This window comes from Geodermatophilus sp. SYSU D00663, from assembly GCF_054050655.1.
Genome location: NZ_JBJGZT010000032.1, coordinates 18,283 through 33,750 on the forward strand (window position 1 = coordinate 18,283; position 15,468 = coordinate 33,750).

Genomic DNA, 15,468 nt, shown 5'->3' on the forward strand with positions numbered 1-15,468 from the left:
CGCTCGTCGGTGGGCCCCTCACGACGAGAGGTAGCGGATCACCGCCAGCACCCGGCGGTGGTCGTCGTCGCTGGGCGCCAGGCCGAGCTCGTCGTAGATGTGGGACGTGTGCTGCACGACCGCCCGTTCGGTGACGGACAGGGTCCGGGCGATCGACGCGTTGGTCCGCCCCTCGGACATCAGGGCGAGCACCTGCTGCTGGCGGGGGGTCAACCGGTCGAGCGCACCGTGGTGCCCCCTGGCGCGGGCGACCATGAGGCTCACGACCTCGGGGTCGAGGACGGTGCCGCCGGCAGCGATGCGGCGGATGTCGTCGGTGAACGTGTCGACGTCGGCGATCCGCTGCTTGAGGAGGTAGCCGACGCCCGACGAGCGGTCGCCCAGCAGCTCGACGGCGTAGGCGCGCTGGAGGTGCTGCGACAGCACGAGGACGGCGATCCCGGGGTGCTCCCGGCGGATCCTCACCGCCGCGCGCAGGCCCGCGTCCTTGCGGTCGGGGGGCATCCGGATGTCGGTGACGACGACGTCGGGGGCGTGCTCCTCCGTGCTGCGGACCAGCTCGTGGGCGTCCCCGACCGCGGCGACGACGTCGAACCCGGCCGCCTGCAGCACGTGCGTGAGCCCGGTGCGCAACAGCGCCTCGTCCTCGCCGATCACGACCCGCACGGCAGCTCCACCAGCAGCCGGGTGCCGCCGCCGGCCGGGCTGTCGACGGTGAACCGGCCACCGAGGGCGTCGACACGGTCGGCGAGGCCGCGCAGCCCCACCCCACCCTCCTGGGTCGCACCGCCGACGCCGTCGTCGGTCACGCCGATGACGAGCCGCGCCGGCGCGTGCTCGAGCGTCACGGTCAGGGTGGCGGCCGCGGCGTGCTTGACCGCGTTCGTCAGCGCCTCCGCGACCACGAAGTAGGCCGTCCTCTCGACCGTCGCCGGCAGGCGCCCGTCGACCTCGGCCACCGCCAGCCGGGTGGGCAGCGGCACGCGGTCGACCAGGTCCTCGATCGCCGCGGTCAGGCCCCGCTCGACGAGGGCGGCCGGCATCAGGGCGTGCACGATCCCCCGGAGGTGCCGGGCGGCACCGTCGATGCCGACACGGAGGCGCGTCGCCGCGCCGGGGAGATCGGCCGCCCCGTCGACGTGCGCCAGCTGCTGTGCCTCCAGGGCGAGCAGGACGAGCTCCACCTGCAGACCGTCGTGCAGGTCCTGGGCGATGCGCTGCCGCGCCCGGTCGCCGGCCTCGACGAGGCGGGCGCGCGACTGCCGGAGGTCGGCGTGGCTGGCCCGCAGCTCGGCCGTCAGCCGGTCGTGGTCGATGGCGAGGGCGGCCACCTGCCCCGCCCCGCGGACCAGCTCGGCGTCGTCGACCACCGTCGTGTCGTAGACGACGGCGCCGATCCGTCGCGACCCGAGCTCGATGTCGACCAGGTCGCGGTGCTCGCCCAGCGCCGACGCGTCGAACGGTGCGCCGCTCCCGTCCACGAGCGTGCGCCCGTCGCGCGAGGCGTAGACGACCTGCAGCGACGGGTCCCCGAGGACCCGCCCGAGGGCCTCGGCGAGCCGCTCCGGGGTGGCGGCGGGCGAGGCCACCCAGGCACCGAGCTCCTGGATCTCGGCGGTCCTCGCGAACCCCCCGCGCAGCACCGCCGCCGCGAGGGCGACGGGCACCCCGGCGAGCAGTCCGATCTGGAGCCCGACCACCTGCACGGGCGAGAGACCGGCGGACGGACCCAGGAGAGGACCCAGCGGCGTCGCCAGGACGGCCAGGATCCCGTAGGCGTACAGCGGCAGCAGGACCCTCCGTTGGCCGGGCGTCGCGGTCCGCAGCCGCCCGGCGAGCACACCCGCCGTCATGAGCATGACGACCATCCCGGCGGCCCGCTGGAGCCAGGTCCCGGCGGCGAGCAGGTCCACCCGGTGGCCGACGGAGAGCACGCCGCCCGGGCTGGCACCCGCGTCGAAGAGGTAGGTCGGGACCTGCAGGACCAGGGACACCCCGAAGGCCCCCACCACCGTCAGGCGGGAGGTGCGCGAGCGGAGGCGGCCGGACGGGAAGGCGTGCAGCAGCCAGACGGTCACGGCGAGCGGGGTGGTGGCGAGCACGACACCGACCGCCACCAGGACGGGTGTCCCGGTGTTGGCGAGGGCGGCCACGAACCACGAGAGAGCCCCGATGACCATGATCGGGCCGGTCCGGTTGCTCGGCCGGCGCCGCCACGCCTCGAGCCCCGCGGCCAGGTGGACGAGCCCCCCGGCCGGGAACAGGGCGAGCAGCCACCACCCGGCGCCACCCCGGTCGGCGAACAGGGCGATCTCGACGCCGGCGACGACGGCACCGGACGCGCCGATCAGCGCGAGGCCCACCATCAGCGCCCGGGCCAGCGGCGACCGGACACCGCCCCGATGCGCCACCGGTGCAGCATGGCACCGGCGACGTGCGCCCGGTGCGGCGTCGCACCGGCCACGACTCCCGCCGGACCCTGTACCCAGGTCCAGGTGAGCGGGCCACCCCGGTCCATTGGCCGGCGGTCGCGACCTCGCCAGGGTCGGCTACGCCCCCGGACCGGCTCCCCTCGGAAGGTCGACCATGACAGCTGCAGAGCGCTCGTGCGGGTCGCGTCGTCCCCGGTCGGCCGGCTCGCTGACCGCCTCGATCGCGGCCACGGCGGCCGCGCTGCTGGTCGTGGCCCCCGCCCCGGCGCACGCGTCGCCCGGGAACGCGACGGCGTCGTCGGGGGTCCCGGCGTACGCCGCGGCCGTGCAGCCCGAACTCGACCGGATCGTGCGGGACCTGGCGGTCACCGGCGCCGTCGTCCTGGTGCGGTCCCCCGAGCTGGGCGACTGGGCCACCACGATGGGCACCGGGACCTGGCACGGCACCGAGCCGGTCTCGCTCGCCGACCACGTCCGGATCGGCAGCAACACCAAGACCTGGACCGCCACGGTGGTCCTGCAGCTGGTCGACGAGGGCAGGATCGGCCTGGACGACCCGGTGTCGCGGTATCGCCCCGACGTGCCCGACGGGGAGGACATCACCATCGCCCAGCTGCTCGACATGACCAGCGGCCTGGCCAACTACACCACCGACCTCACGCTGAACGAGCAGATGGACAGCAACCCCGGCCGGGTGTGGGACCCGGAGGAGCTGCTCGCCATCGGCCTCGCCGAGCCGCCCGCCTTCCCCCCGGGCGAGGGGTTCCTGTACTCGAACACCAACACCGTGCTGCTGGGCCTGATCATCGAGCAGCTCACCGGGGTCCCGGTGGAGCAGGCCTTCCAGGACCGGATCTTCGACCCGCTGGGGCTGGACGAGACCTCCTTCCCGGCCCGGACCGACGCGTCGATCCCCGAGCCGCACCCGCGGATGTACACCTTCGGCACGAACGTGGAGACGATCGACAGCCTCGTGCTCCCACCCGAGGTCCAGGCCGCGGCCACCGCCGGGACCCTGGAGCCGATGGACGTCACCGACACCAACCCCTCCTGGGGGTGGACCGCGGGCGCCGGGATCTCCACCGCGGAGGACCTCGCCGATTACGTGGAGGAACTGGTCGACGGGTGCCTGCTCAGCCCGCGGCTGCAGCAGGAGCGGATCGCCAGCGTCCAGCCGGTGGACCCGGACGACCCGGCGAGCCCCGGCTACGGGCTCGGCCTGGCCCGCTTCGGGCCCGTGTACGGGCACACCGGTGAGCTCCCCGGGACCAACTCCTTCATGGGCCACGACCCGGTGCGGGACATCACCGTCGTCACCTGGACCTCCACCGCCCCCGCACCCGACGGCGAGGGCCCGGCCGTCGAGCTCGGCAGGACGGTGATCGACGAGCTCTACGCCGGCTGACCGGCACCCCGGCCGGCCGGGTCCCCACGACGGGGCCCGGCCCCGGGACCCCACCCCGTCCCCTCCACGGGAGGAGCTGTTCCTCGTGCGCCGATGGATGCGCCCCGCCGCCCTCGCCCTCGCCCTGCTCGCCGGGGCCGGGACGACCGGCTTCACCGCCACCCCCGAGCACCCGGCGGGGTCCGCTCCCGCCCCGGCCGCGACCCTCGACCCGGACCTCGCCGCACGGATCGACGAACTGGCGCGGGCCGCGCTGACCGACGGCGTCACCGGCGCGGTGGTCGGCATCTCCGACCCGGCCCGTGGGAGCTACCTGCAGGCCTACGGGACCGCGGACACCACGGGGACCCCGATGACCACCGACGTGCACTACCGCATCGCCAGCGTCACCAAGACCCTCACCGCCCAGGCGGTGCTGCGCCTGGTCGACCAGGGGCGGCTGTCCCTCGACGACCGCCTGGACGAGTACGTCCCCGACATCCCCCACGGGGACGAGATCACCATCCGGGACCTCCTGGGCATGCGCGCCGGTGTGTACGACTTCGTCGCGGACGAGGACTTCCTGGCGCGGTACGCCGCCGATCCGCTCCTGCCGGGGTGGTCCCCCTACGACGCGCTCGAGATCATCCGCGCGCACGCCGGCGAGGCCACCCCACCGGGCGAGGCGACCGTGTACTCCAACTCGGAGTACGTGCTGCTCGGGCTGGTCCTCGAGCGGGTCACCGGCCGCTCGGCACAGCAGGTGACCACCTCGGTGATCGAGCAGCTCGGCCTCCCGGAGACGTCGTACCCCACGACCGCGGCCCTGCCGGAGCCGTTCGCCCACGGCTACGTGAACACCGACAGCGAGCTGGCACCGCCGGACCCCGGCGCGGAGGAGCCCCGGGACGTGACGTACAGCAACCCCGAGGTCCCGTTCACCGCCGGCGCGGTCGTCTCCACCGTGCCGGACATGCTCCGCTACGCCGAGCAGCTGGCGACCGGGGCGGGCCTCACCCCGGAGACCGCCCGGCTGCGCCAGGAGTGGACGCCGCTCACCTCGAGCGGCATCCGGGTGCAGTACGGCCTCGGCGTCCTCCGGCTCGGGGACTGGGTCGGCCACAACGGCTCGGTCTTCGGCTACAGCGACGTGGTCTCCCACCTGCCGGAGCAGGGGGCGAGCGTGGTGGTGATGGTGAACGCGGCCGACGGCGAGGCCGTCCCCGCGACCGACCTCTGGGGCGGGATCGTCAGGCTGCTGTACCCCGACAGCCTGCCGACCTGGTGACCGTCCGGGCGTCGCGGTCCGCCGCGACGACGGAGCACGGGCGCCCACCCGACCAGGCCGCCGCACCGCCCCGGCCCCCGCGCGACGACCACCCGCGGCACGCCGTCCGCGACGGCGCGCCCGGCACCCTGGCCCCGCACGCCGCCGAGGGCCACACTCCGTGTCCCGCCCTCCTCCTGGAGCTCGCGATGCTGCGGACCCGGTTGTGCGACCTGCTCGACATCGCCGTGCCGGTGGTGGTCGCGCCGTTCGGGCCCTGGGACGAGACGGCGCTGGCGGTGGAGGTCTGCCGGGCCGGGGCGCTCGGCAGCCTCGGCACCGCGCTGCGCCGGCCGTCGGAGCTGCGCGCGCAGTGGCAGCGGGTGCGGGAGGGCACCGACCGCCCCTTCGCGGTCAACCACACCGGGCGGCCGTTCGACCCCGAGGCGTTCGCGGCCACGCTCGAGTTCGCCCCCGCGGCGATCAGCTTCCACATGGGCGTCCCCGCCGACCTCGTCGCGCGTGCGCACGACGCCGGGATCCGCTGGATCCAGGCGGTCGGCGACGTCCGGGCCGCGGAGGCCGCGCTGGAGGCCGGTGCCGACGTGCTGGTCGCCCAGGGCACGGAGGCCGGCGGCAACGGCGGGTGGGTTGGCAGCCTGGTCCTCGTGCCGGCCGTCGTCGACCTGGCCGGGGACGTGCCGGTGGTCGCCGCCGGCGGCATCGCCGACGGCCGGGGCCTGGCCGCCGCCCTCGCGCTCGGGGCGCAGGGGGCGAGCCTGGGCACCCGCTTCCTCGCCACTCCCGAGATGGGCGTCGACCAGGAGTGGAAGGACCGGATCGTGGCCGCGGACGCCACCGACGCGGTCAAGGTCCCGCACAGCGAGCGGGTGATGCCCCGGTTCACCCTCCCGCAGATCGGGCAGCCGTACGCGCCCCGGGCGCTGCGGACCGAGCTGGTCTCCCGGCTGGAGCGGGCGCCGGAGACGGTCGACCCGGAGCGCGTGGGGCACGAGCTGCGCGCCCGCGTGCGGGCCGGCGGCGGCCACGACCTGCTGCCGTTCGCCGGGCAGTCGGTCCAGCTCGTCCACGACGTCGTCCCGGCCCGCGAGCTGGTCGCCCGCCTCGTCGCCGAGGCCGAGGAGGCCCTGCGGACGGCGGCGGGGGCGGTCACGACCGGGCCGGCACCGCGACCGCGGACCCCGGCACCCCCGGCCGCGCGGGGACCCGTCGACCAGCGGGCGTGAGGGCGCCGCGAGGACGCGGCCCCCGCCGGGACCGGGACCGATGCCCCGGCCCAGCGGAGCGAGCGGCGTGCGGTCAGGGGATCCGGTCCGGTATGCGGCGGCCCTCGATGAGCAGGCACACGTGCTGCAGGCCGGCGATCGACGCCGCCTGCAGCAGGGGCAACCGCACGAACACCGCGCCGAGGGGACCCAGGAACGAGGCGAAGAGCCACACCGAGGTCGCCAGGCACAGCAGGCGCCGGCCGGACCCTCCGCTGTCGACACCGCGCCGGGCGAGGGGCAGGACGCCCAGCCCGAAGGCCGTTCCCAGGACCACCGACAGCAGCGCGGCGCTGCGGGCACCCCCGAGCCAGTCCGCGGGGAGGACGCCCAGCACGGCCGCCGCGATCGCGGCCGACCACCACAGGCGTCCCGCCGGGCGGCCGGTTCCGCGGCCCGGCCGCTCGTAGCAGTCCAGTTCGGTGGGCGGGTGCTCGGCGAGCATCCGGGACCGGTCCTCGTAGACCGCCACGGAGGGGTGGTTCCGCCGGACCCGCGCGGTGAGGTCCACCGGCACGGCGCCCGACAGCCAGAGCGCCTCGATCCGGCAGAACTCGGCGCGCAGCCCACGGGTCCCCGCGACGACGTGACCCCAGCAGGAGACCACGGCGAGGACGTGGCGGCTGCGCGGCTGGTCACCGGCCCACTGCTCCGCGCCGAAGGCGTAGAAGCCGCACGTGCAGTCCGGAGCAGGGCTGGGGTGCGGCGGGCGGTCCCCGTTCAGGCAGCGCGCCTCGTTGGCGCCGTCGTGCCAGGGGTCGGTGGAGAACAGCGGGTAGAGGGCACCGTCCGGACCGATCCGGAAGGTGCGCAGCGCTCTGATCTGGCCCACACGTGGCTCGAAGCCACCGTAGGGATCCACCGCTGCTACTCCACGGGCGAGGGATCCCGGGGCGGCTGGGGTCGCTCCGGGGAGACCGGCTCGAGGGGCGGCTCGGGCACGGGCAGGACCTCGATGCGGCGGACTTCCTTGCCGATGTTGCCCACGACACCAGCGTAGGGATCCACTGCGCGATCGGGACGTCTTCCGTCCCCGCGAGCTCGGGCGGTGCCGGGGGCGGCGCACCGTCCCGTGGACGTGCCGTCCGCTCCGCGCACGGGACCGCTCGTCGCGGGGAGCGCCCGGTGGGAGGATCGGGCGTCGGGGACGGAAGGGGTGGCGCCGTGGCCGGGCAGCAGCCGATCGAGCCGAGCGAGATCTACCGGGCGGACGGCAGCCGGGTGCCCCGGCGCCGTGCGCCGCTGGGCACGGTGCCGGCCGCGGTGCGGTCCCTGCTCCCGGCGCTGTCACGCGGCACGACCGCCGGGTCCCTGGTCACCGCCTCGGCGCTCGCGGTCGCGGCGGCCGTCACCGCACGGGCCGCCGAGGCGGCACGCCACGTGCTGGAGCAGGCGGCTCGGGAGGCGCTGTCGACGCGTCCCACCGGGTCGTGGATCGAGGTCTCCGTCACCCGGATCGAGGTGCGCTGGCCGCGCTGAGCCGTGCCGGGCGCCGTGGAGGACGCGGCAGGCGGCGCCACGGAGGTCCGGCACCGTCGCGGGCGGGCTCGCGAGCGGCGGGGTGGACCGGCGTCGGCGTCTCCGGGTGGGGTCGTGTCCCGGCCGGGCGGAGTCCCGTCCCGGGTCGAGCGGACGCGCCGGACTCCCTGGCGCGACCGGGCGACCGGATGTAGCAAGGAGGTCCTGCCGTCGACGAGGGAGCACTCCGATGGCCGACAAGTCGCCCCACGACGACCACGCGACGAAGAGGTCGGGCAAGGCCGTCAAGGCCAAGCGCGACGAGCGCAAGGAGAAGCAGCGGGCCGCCAGGGAGATGGAGCGGCTGATGCGCCCGCGGAAGGCCAAGGCCTGACCGACCTCCGCGGGCGGGACCCCGCCCGCGCCGTCACCGGTCCCCGGGCAGGAGGCCCGGCGTGTGTGCGCGACCGCTCCAGCGCCCGGGGCGCCGCCCTCCACCTCATCCCGGGGCGATGTTCTGGTTGCGCCGGAACAGGTTCGTCGGGTCGTACTGCCGCTTGAGCGCGGTCAGTCGCCGGAGCTTGGTCTCCCCGTAGGCCTGCCTCACCCGGGCCTGCCCCTCCTCCATGAGGAAGTTGACGTAGACGCCGGTGTGGAACGGGGCCAGGGCCGTCCAGTAGTCGCGCGCCCACTGGCGCTGCTCCTCGAAGCCGTCCGGGCCGGCGGTGTTGCCGTTGATGTTGAAGGTGAACCCGGCGGACCGGCCGTTGAAGGCGGTGGCGTCGTCCGGGACCCGGGCGACCGCCCCGCCCATCTGCCACAACGCCACGCTGCTGAGCGGCGAGGTGATCCGGCGGCCGAACTCCACGACGACGTCGATCACGTCGTCGCTGAGCCGCGCCACGTCGCAGGAGCGGACGGAGTACCAGCAGCCGTGCCGGAACGAGGGGTCGAACATCTTCTGGTGCGCCACGAACGGCTTCGGCGACACGACGTCCAGCACCGGCGTCCCGAAGCCCCGCATCGGCGCCAGGACCCGCTGCCCCTCGTCGACGTCGCCCGCGTAGCAGGCCGCCACCGCCACCACCGGCCGGCCGACCAGCTCCGGCGGGACCACCGGCAGGGCCGGGGCGAGCCGCTGGACGACGATCGTCATCAACTCGTCGGGCCCCTCGGCCACCCAGTCCCGGTAGAAGCGCAGGACCCGCTCGGCGTCGTCCGTCGACCAGAAGGTCGCCCCGGCCATCACCTGCGGCCCCAGGGGGTGCATGCGGAACCGGAACCCGGTGACCACCCCGAAGTTGCCGCCGCCGCCGCGCAACCCCCAGAACAGGTCCGCGTTCTCGTCCTCGCCGGCCCGGACGACCTCGCCGTCGGCGGTCACCACGTCCGCGGACAGCAGGGAGTCGACGGTGAGGCCGTCCCTGCGCATGACCCAGCCGATGCCACCCCCGAGGGTCAGCCCGGCCAGCCCGGTGTGCGAGACGATGCCGGCCGGCACCACCAGGCCGTGCTCCTGGGTCCGCTCGTCCAGCTCCCCCAGCAGCACCCCCGCCTGGACGGCCGCCACCCGGGAGTCCGGATCCAGCCGGACGCGGTTCATCCGCCGGAGGTCGATCACCAGGCCGCCGTCGCAGGTGGACAGCCCCGGGAAGCTGTGCCCTCCGCTGCGGACGGCGATGGGCAGCTGCTCGTCGCGGCCGAACCGGATGGCGGCGCGGACGTCGTCCGCGCCCGTGCACCGGGCGATGACGGCGGGCCGGCCGTCGATCGACCCGTTCCAGAGCCTGCGGTGCTCGTCGTACCCGGCGTCCGCAGCGGTGAGGACCTCGCCCCGCAGCGCGGCACGGAGGCCGGCGACGGCGGTGTCGCTGACCGGGGCGGCCGTGGACCGGACGCCCCCGGGATCCGTCGTGGTGGTCATGGGAGAAGTGTCGGGACGACGGGCGGGCGCGACAGGGACCTAGGTTCCACCCTGCTCCCGGCTCAGCCGGACGGGGTCGAGGACGTCGATGTGGTCCCGGTGCGTGGCGATCACCCCGGCCTCGCGGAGCTCCCTCAGCACCCGCACCACCACCTCACGGACGCTGCCCACCGCATCGGCGAGCGCCTGCTGGCTCACGGGGACCGTGAGCACCGGCCGCGTCCCCCCGGCGGTCCGGGACCCCTGGGACGCCAGGTCCAGGAGGTGCCGGGCGACCCGTTGCCGCACGGTGGTGAAGGCGCTGCCGGGGATCTCGGAGATGAAGCTGAGCGCCCGCTCGGCCATCTCGCGCAGGAGCGCGTCGGCCACCTGCGGGTCCTGGGCGGCGGCGCGGCGCACGACGTCGGGCGACAGACGCAGCACCTCGGAGTCGACCACCGCCTGGATCCCCGCGGGCAGGCGGAAGTCGGCCCCGTACATCGACACGACGCCGACGAGCGCTCCGCGACGGGCGTACCGCACGGTCAGGCTGCGTCCGTCCGGCGCCGTGACGAACACGCGGACGAGACCGTCCACCACCAGTTCCAGCAGCTCGGCCGTCTCGCCCTCCCGGTGGATCACCGAACCGGTCGGCACGCGGACGAGACGCGCCCCCGTGAGCAGCCGCTGCTGGGCGGGGGCGGGGAGGCGGGCGAGCTTCGACGCAGCGAGGGCAGCCAGGACGCCGTCCACCCCCGCACGGTAGGTCCCCGGGGCGGGCGGATCCACGGCCGCACCGGGCGCCCCGCGCGGGGCGACCGTCAGGAGCCGGCGGTCAGGCGCCTGCCCATCTGCTCGTGGACGGCCTGGATCGCCTGCAGCGGGCGGATCATCACGCGGAACTCGACGATCCGCCCGGCGTCGTCGCAGCGCACGATGTCGACCCCGTTGACGTACCTGCCCTGCACGCTCGTCTCGAACTCCAGCACCGCGGTGTCGCCCGCGACGACCTGCTTGGTGTACCGGAACGCCCCGTCGGGACCGTCGCCGGCGAGGGCGTCGGCCGCCGCCTGGAGGTACCGCGTGGTGATCGCCCTGCCCTCCTGCGGCGTGAACACCACCGGCGAGTAGAAGACGACGTCGTCGGCGAGCAGCTCGTCCAGGGCGTCCGGCGCCTTGCTCTCCATGTAGCGGTGCCAGCGGGCGACGACGTCGTCGATCACGGGGTGCCTCCTCGGCGGCGGGTCAGCGGACCGTGCTCACGGAGCCTGCCGGGGACCCTGCCGGTCCAGCCAGTCGACCATCGCCGCCCGGGTGGCGGCCGACAGCCGGTGCCAGTCGGCCAGCGGCACCCGCGGCACCCCGGCGGCCCGGCAGGCGGCGGCCACCGCGCCGGCCGGCGCCTCGGGGTCCCAGGCGGGGTCGAGCACCACCGCGGGGCGGTCCGCCGTCGTCGCGAGCAGGTCCGCGAGCGTGTACCCGGGCCGGGCGCGCAGCAGCGGCTCCCCGCAGCTCGGGGCGGTGAGCACCATCCCGGCCGGCGGCACGTCCCCCAGGGCGGACAGGTGCAGCGCCACCAGCGCCCCGGTGCCGTAGGCGGCGACCCAGGCCCGGTCGTGCCCGGTGGCCGCCGCGGCGACGGCGGCCACCGCGGCCGCGTCGGCGGTCATCCGGCCCAGCGGGGAGGAGTCCGGCCCGGGGTGCTCGCCGTGCCGCGAGCCGCTGCCGACCGGGTCGTGGCAGGCGACGGCCCAGCCGGCCGCGGCCAGCAGCGCGGGCAGCGGCTCGGCCTGCTCGTACCCGGCCCGCCACCCGGTCGCGGCGCACGGCGGGCCGAGCCAGAGCACCAGCCCGCGGCTCCTCCGCCCGTCCGGCGGGCGCAGGAGGGTGACCGCGACGCCGTCCGGGGTCCGCAGGTCCTCCTCCCCCGCCCCGCCGGCGGCGGTCCCGGCCGGGCCGAGTGCGGCGCGGACGGCGGCTCGCAGCTCCTCGCCGCGGAACGGGCGTGGCCCCGGGCGCACGCGGTCGGCCGGCCACGGGACCGGTGACGGCGCTCCCGGCGCGCGCCCGGGACGGCGGGGTGGGCCGCCGAGCGCCGCCTGCGCCCAGTCCAGCTGGGCGGCCACCGCGGACCCGTCCGCCCGGTGCCCGCCCGGGCGCAGCACCAGCTCCAGCGCGTCGGGCCGGCCGAGCAGCGCGTGGGCCTCCCGCGCGGCGTCCACCGCGGCGCGGGCGGCCGGGACGCGCTCGACCGGGTCCTCGACCGCCACCGACACCAGCACCGGGCGCGGGGCGGCCAGCGCGAGCAGCTCGTGCGCGTCGGTGGGCAGCCGGTGCTCCCGCCCGGCGAACCAGCGCAGCCGCGGGTGGAACCAGCCCGGGTAGTGCCGGGTGAGCAGCTCCACCCCCTCGCCGAAGTGCCGGTCGGTGCACAGCCGGGCGGGGATGGCGCCCAGCACGCCGCTGGAGCTGGACACGACGCCGGCGAAGCGGTCGTCGAACGCGGCGGCGAGCAGCGCGGTCTTGCCGTTGCGGCTGTGCCCGCCGACGAGCACCCGGCGGGCGTCCACGCCGGCCTGGTCCTGCAGCGCGTCGAGGACCCGGGACAGCGCCCACGCCCGCCAGGCCAGCCGGCCGGCGACCACCGAGGGGAAGGCCCGCTCCACGTCCTCGGTGTCGTCGTCGCCGTCCGCGGCCGAGACCAGGCAGGCCCCCCACCCGCGGGCCAGCGCCGCCTCCGCCCACGACCCGTGGCCGGACTGCAGGAGGTAGACCGGGACGTCGCGGCGCACGCCCGCCGCGGGCACGGGCAGCAGCAGCCGCGCCCGCACCGACCAGCCCGCGCCGACGACGAGCTCGCGGACCTCCACGCCGCCCGCCGTGCGCACCCGGTCGACGCGGGCGGGCGTGCGGCGGGGTGGAGGCGGGAGGTCCCCGGTCAGCCACCGCCGCCAGCGGGCGCGCAGCACCGCCCGCCGCGCCGGCCACCCGGCGGCACCGGCGCGGCCGCCGGGGAGGCCCTCGACCGGGGACCACAGGCCGGTGCGGGCCGGCAGCCGGGCGAAGTCCGGCGCCGGCTCCCCGCCGGCCGCCAGCCAGGCCTCGAAGGGCCCGCTCGGCGGCAGGATGCCGGCGAGCTCGGCGGTGTTGCGCCGCCGGCGGGCCGCGGCCGAGCGCCCGTCCCGGGACCGGCTCCCCGGCACCACCTGCGTCATGCGTCCGCACCGTAGGACCGCCCGGTGTCCTGACGGGTGTCCCCCGTGTCGCGTCGGTGCTGCGCCGGGCCCGTGGGGTTCGGCGGGCCCGGGGCCCGGGCACCAGGGCGGCGTGCGCGTGCTGCTGGTGATCACCGACGACGACTGGTACGAGGACGCCGGCTACGCGGCCGGGTGGGTGCGGGCGCTGGAGGCGGAGGGCGCGGAGGTCGAGCGGCTGGCCCGGGTGCCGGACGACTGGCCGGTCACCGGCCCGCCACCGGGCCGCTACGACCTGGCGATCGCGCACGTGCTGGTCGAGGAGGTCGTGGCCTACGCGCCGACCTTCGCCCTGGCCACGCTGCTCGAGGCGGCCGGCGTGCCGCTGCTCAACCCCGTCACCTCCCTGGTCGCCTCCGCCGACAAGCTGGTGACCCACGCCGTGTGGGCGGCCGCCGGCGTGCCGCAACCGGCCGCGTGGGACCTCGCCCGGGTCCGGGAGTGGCCGATGCCGGGACGGCGGATGGTGCTCAAGCCCTCGCTCGGCGACGGTGCCCGCTACGTCGAGCTGGTCGGCGACCTCGACGCCGCCCGTGCGGTCGAGGCCGGCTGGCGGGAGCACGAGGCGGCCGGCGGGCACCGGCGCGGCACGTCGCTGCTGCAGGAGTGGATCGCCGAGCCGGCGTGCGCGCGCGTCTTCGCCACGCCCACCACCACCTCCCTGGTCTACGAGAAGTCCCGGGAGGAGGGGGCGCTGGTCACCCACGGCACGGTGTACCCGAAGGTGTACGAGGCGCCGCCGGAGATGGCGCAGCTGGCCTCGCGGATGGTCGCCGCGCTCGGCGGCGGGCTGATGGGCGTGGACGTGCTCGTCGAGCCGGACGGCCGGCTGCTCGCGCTGGAGGCCAACGCCCCCTTCGGCTTCGACGTCACCGACCCCGAGCAGGGCCGGTGGGTGGCCCGCGCCGCGCTCGCGGTCGCCGAGCGCGCGGCCGCGAACCGCCCGGCGGCGGCCGCGTGAGCCCGGAGGACGGCCTCGACGAGGCGCTGCACCGGCTGCCCGAGCTGGTGCTCGAGCCGCGCTCGGGCTCGGGCGGCTGGGGCGTGCTCATCGGCCCGCGGGCGGACGCCGGCCGGCTCGCGCGCGCCCGTGCCGCCGTCCTGGCCGACCCCGGGGAGTGGATCGCCCAGGAGCCGGTGGCGCTGTCGACCCACCCCACGGTCGTCGACGGCGCGCTCGTGCCGCGGCACGTGGACTACCGGCCGTACGCCTCCTGCGCCGGCGAGGAGACGACCGTGCTGCCGGGCGGCCTCACCCGGGTGTCCCTGACCGGGGGTGAGCTGGTGGTCAACGCCTCGCAGGGCGCCGGTGCCAAGGGCACCTGCGTGGTCGGCTGAGCGTCCCCCGGCGCCGGGATGGGCGAGCATGCACCGGTGGGATCCCCCTCCCGCACCCGCCGGGTCGCGGCCGTGGTCGTGGCCGCCGGGTGCACCGCCGCCGTTCCCGTGTCCGGGGAGCTGTCCCCCGGCGCGCTGCTGGCCGTCGGCGGCACCGGCCTGCTGGCGACGGCGGCCGGGCTGGCCGCGCACGCCGGCGCGGGCGCCCCGCGGGTCGGCCGCCGGGCCCTGCCCTGGCTCGCCTGGCTGGCCGCGGCCCTGGCGTGGGAGGCGGTCACCCTCCTCGACGGCGACCTGCCGGCCCTGAGCGACCTCGCCGACCCGCTCCTCGCCCACCCGGCCGCGCGGGCGGCGGCGACCCTGGGCTGGCTGGCGGCCGGGGCCTGGCTGCTGACCCGGCCCGCGGCTCCTCCGGAGCGGTCGTGACCGGCACCGCGGTGTCGGTCACGGCGGTGCTGCTGCTCCTGGCCGCCGGCCTGTCCCTGGAGGCCTCCGCCCGCCGGAGGGGCTCCCCGGCTCCCCTGGCGCAGGCGCTCGCTGCGGCGATGCGCACGACCCCCGGCCGGCTGGCGGTGCTCCTCGCGTGGGCCTGGCTCGGCGTGCACTTCCTGGCCCGCTGACCACGCCGTCCCGCTCCCGGCCCCTGGTGGACGGCGGCCGGCGGCCACCGCGGCGAGGTCCGCTTCCTGTCACACCCCGGGGCCACACTGTGGCTGTCCGGATCGCACCGCAGGTGCCGCCCCCGCACACCGGAGCCACCGCACACCAGCGCCACCGCACACCGGAGCCACCGCACACCGGAGCCACCGCACCGGCGGGATCCGGGAGGAGGTGAGGACGAGATGAGGACCTACGACCCCGCGGACGGCATCCTCTACGTCCACCTGGCACAGGACGCCGGCACCCCTCCGTCGCCACCGCCCTCCCCCGAGGAGTGCCGCCGGCTGCCGACCGGCTACCCGAACGTCTCCCTCCGGGCCCGGCTCGCCGGCACCCGGGCGACCGCGTCCCGTCCCGCGCTCGTCCTCCTCCCCGGAGGATCGGCAGCGGCCGACGTCCCCGCCCCCGTCGCGGCGCCGCTGCGCCTGGCCCGGTAGCGGGGAGGGCGGCCTCCGGGCGCGGCGTCCGGCGACCCCGCAGCCCAGC

At 76.8% G+C, this 15,468-nt stretch carries 17 protein-coding genes; 10 read left to right on the top strand and 7 right to left on the bottom strand.

The features are described 5' to 3' along the window. Positions 1-18 precede the first annotated feature (18 nt). Together ACI79Z_RS20170 and ACI79Z_RS20175 are read right to left on the bottom strand one after the other, a co-directional pair. Positions 19-666: a response regulator transcription factor gene (locus ACI79Z_RS20170; RefSeq protein WP_456903622.1), complete on the bottom strand. Its 648-nt coding sequence runs from the start codon at positions 664-666 to the stop codon at positions 19-21. Further along, entirely contained in the window at positions 654-2,411 is a 1,758-nt protein-coding gene (locus tag ACI79Z_RS20175; protein ID WP_456903623.1) for a sensor histidine kinase, read from the bottom strand. The genes ACI79Z_RS20170 and ACI79Z_RS20175 overlap by 13 nt, the downstream gene beginning before the upstream one ends. A 175-nt stretch (positions 2,412-2,586) precedes the next feature. Between ACI79Z_RS20175 and ACI79Z_RS20180 the strand changes: the two genes are divergently transcribed. The 3 genes from ACI79Z_RS20180 (at position 2,587) to ACI79Z_RS20190 (ending at position 6,330) form a co-directional block, all read left to right on the top strand. Next, a complete protein-coding gene (locus tag ACI79Z_RS20180) occupies positions 2,587-3,837 on the top strand; it encodes a serine hydrolase domain-containing protein (protein ID WP_456903624.1) in 1,251 nt (416 codons plus the stop codon). An 85-nt stretch (positions 3,838-3,922) separates the two neighbouring features. Next, positions 3,923-5,104, top strand: a complete 1,182-nt coding sequence (locus ACI79Z_RS20185) for a serine hydrolase domain-containing protein (RefSeq protein WP_456903625.1) — start codon at positions 3,923-3,925, stop codon at positions 5,102-5,104. Beyond that, on the top strand, positions 5,101-6,330 hold the full coding sequence (locus ACI79Z_RS20190; protein ID WP_456903626.1) for an NAD(P)H-dependent flavin oxidoreductase: 1,230 nt from the start codon (positions 5,101-5,103) through the stop codon (positions 6,328-6,330). Before ACI79Z_RS20185 ends, ACI79Z_RS20190 begins: the two co-directional genes overlap by 4 nt. Positions 6,331-6,403: 73 nt before the next feature. Here the strand turns inward: ACI79Z_RS20190 and ACI79Z_RS20195 are convergent, their stop codons facing one another. Beyond that, positions 6,404-7,201 (bottom strand): hypothetical protein, encoded by a 798-nt coding sequence (locus tag ACI79Z_RS20195; protein WP_387989456.1) that lies wholly within the window; start codon positions 7,199-7,201, stop codon positions 6,404-6,406. 332 nt (positions 7,202-7,533) lie between these two features. Between ACI79Z_RS20195 and ACI79Z_RS20200 the strand changes: the two genes are divergently transcribed. Further along, a complete protein-coding gene (locus ACI79Z_RS20200) occupies positions 7,534-7,848 on the top strand; it encodes a hypothetical protein (RefSeq protein ID WP_387989453.1) in 315 nt (104 codons plus the stop codon). A 229-nt stretch (positions 7,849-8,077) separates the two neighbouring features. Beyond that, positions 8,078-8,221, top strand: a complete 144-nt coding sequence (locus ACI79Z_RS20205; RefSeq protein WP_387989450.1) for a hypothetical protein — start codon at positions 8,078-8,080, stop codon at positions 8,219-8,221. A gap of 105 nt (positions 8,222-8,326) precedes the next feature. Here the strand turns inward: ACI79Z_RS20205 and ACI79Z_RS20210 are convergent, their stop codons facing one another. The 4 genes from ACI79Z_RS20210 to ACI79Z_RS20225 all read right to left on the bottom strand — a co-directional run bounded on the left by ACI79Z_RS20210 (position 8,327) and on the right by ACI79Z_RS20225 (position 12,945). Further along, positions 8,327-9,751, bottom strand: a complete 1,425-nt coding sequence (locus ACI79Z_RS20210; protein ID WP_387989447.1) for an FAD-binding oxidoreductase — start codon at positions 9,749-9,751, stop codon at positions 8,327-8,329. A 39-nt stretch (positions 9,752-9,790) separates the two neighbouring features. Then, complete coding sequence (locus tag ACI79Z_RS20215; protein WP_387989444.1) at positions 9,791-10,483, bottom strand: Crp/Fnr family transcriptional regulator; 693 nt, start codon at positions 10,481-10,483, stop codon at positions 9,791-9,793. A 68-nt stretch (positions 10,484-10,551) separates the two neighbouring features. Then, the gene (locus tag ACI79Z_RS20220) at positions 10,552-10,953 is read right to left on the bottom strand and encodes a nuclear transport factor 2 family protein (RefSeq protein WP_387989441.1); all 402 of its coding nucleotides are present in this window, start codon (positions 10,951-10,953) and stop codon (positions 10,552-10,554) included. 36 nt (positions 10,954-10,989) lie between these two features. Beyond that, a complete protein-coding gene (locus tag ACI79Z_RS20225; RefSeq protein WP_456903627.1) occupies positions 10,990-12,945 on the bottom strand; it encodes a glucuronyl esterase domain-containing protein in 1,956 nt (651 codons plus the stop codon). A 112-nt stretch (positions 12,946-13,057) separates the two neighbouring features. On the opposite strand from ACI79Z_RS20225, the gene ACI79Z_RS20230 reads away from it, so the two are divergent. The 5 genes from ACI79Z_RS20230 to ACI79Z_RS20250 all read left to right on the top strand — a co-directional run bounded on the left by ACI79Z_RS20230 (position 13,058) and on the right by ACI79Z_RS20250 (position 15,419). After that, on the top strand, positions 13,058-13,945 hold the full coding sequence (locus ACI79Z_RS20230) for an ATP-grasp domain-containing protein (RefSeq protein ID WP_456903628.1): 888 nt from the start codon (positions 13,058-13,060) through the stop codon (positions 13,943-13,945). Continuing rightward, complete coding sequence (locus ACI79Z_RS20235) at positions 13,942-14,322, top strand: circularly permuted type 2 ATP-grasp protein (RefSeq protein WP_456903629.1); 381 nt, start codon at positions 13,942-13,944, stop codon at positions 14,320-14,322. The genes ACI79Z_RS20230 and ACI79Z_RS20235 overlap by 4 nt, the downstream gene beginning before the upstream one ends. 36 nt (positions 14,323-14,358) lie before the next feature. Next, the gene (locus ACI79Z_RS20240; protein ID WP_387989429.1) at positions 14,359-14,748 is read left to right on the top strand and encodes a hypothetical protein; all 390 of its coding nucleotides are present in this window, start codon (positions 14,359-14,361) and stop codon (positions 14,746-14,748) included. Continuing rightward, a complete protein-coding gene (locus ACI79Z_RS20245; protein WP_456903630.1) occupies positions 14,745-14,942 on the top strand; it encodes a DUF6186 family protein in 198 nt (65 codons plus the stop codon). Before ACI79Z_RS20240 ends, ACI79Z_RS20245 begins: the two co-directional genes overlap by 4 nt. A 222-nt stretch (positions 14,943-15,164) precedes the next feature. Then, positions 15,165-15,419 (top strand): hypothetical protein, encoded by a 255-nt coding sequence (locus ACI79Z_RS20250; RefSeq protein ID WP_456903631.1) that lies wholly within the window; start codon positions 15,165-15,167, stop codon positions 15,417-15,419. Positions 15,420-15,468 lie beyond the last annotated feature (49 nt).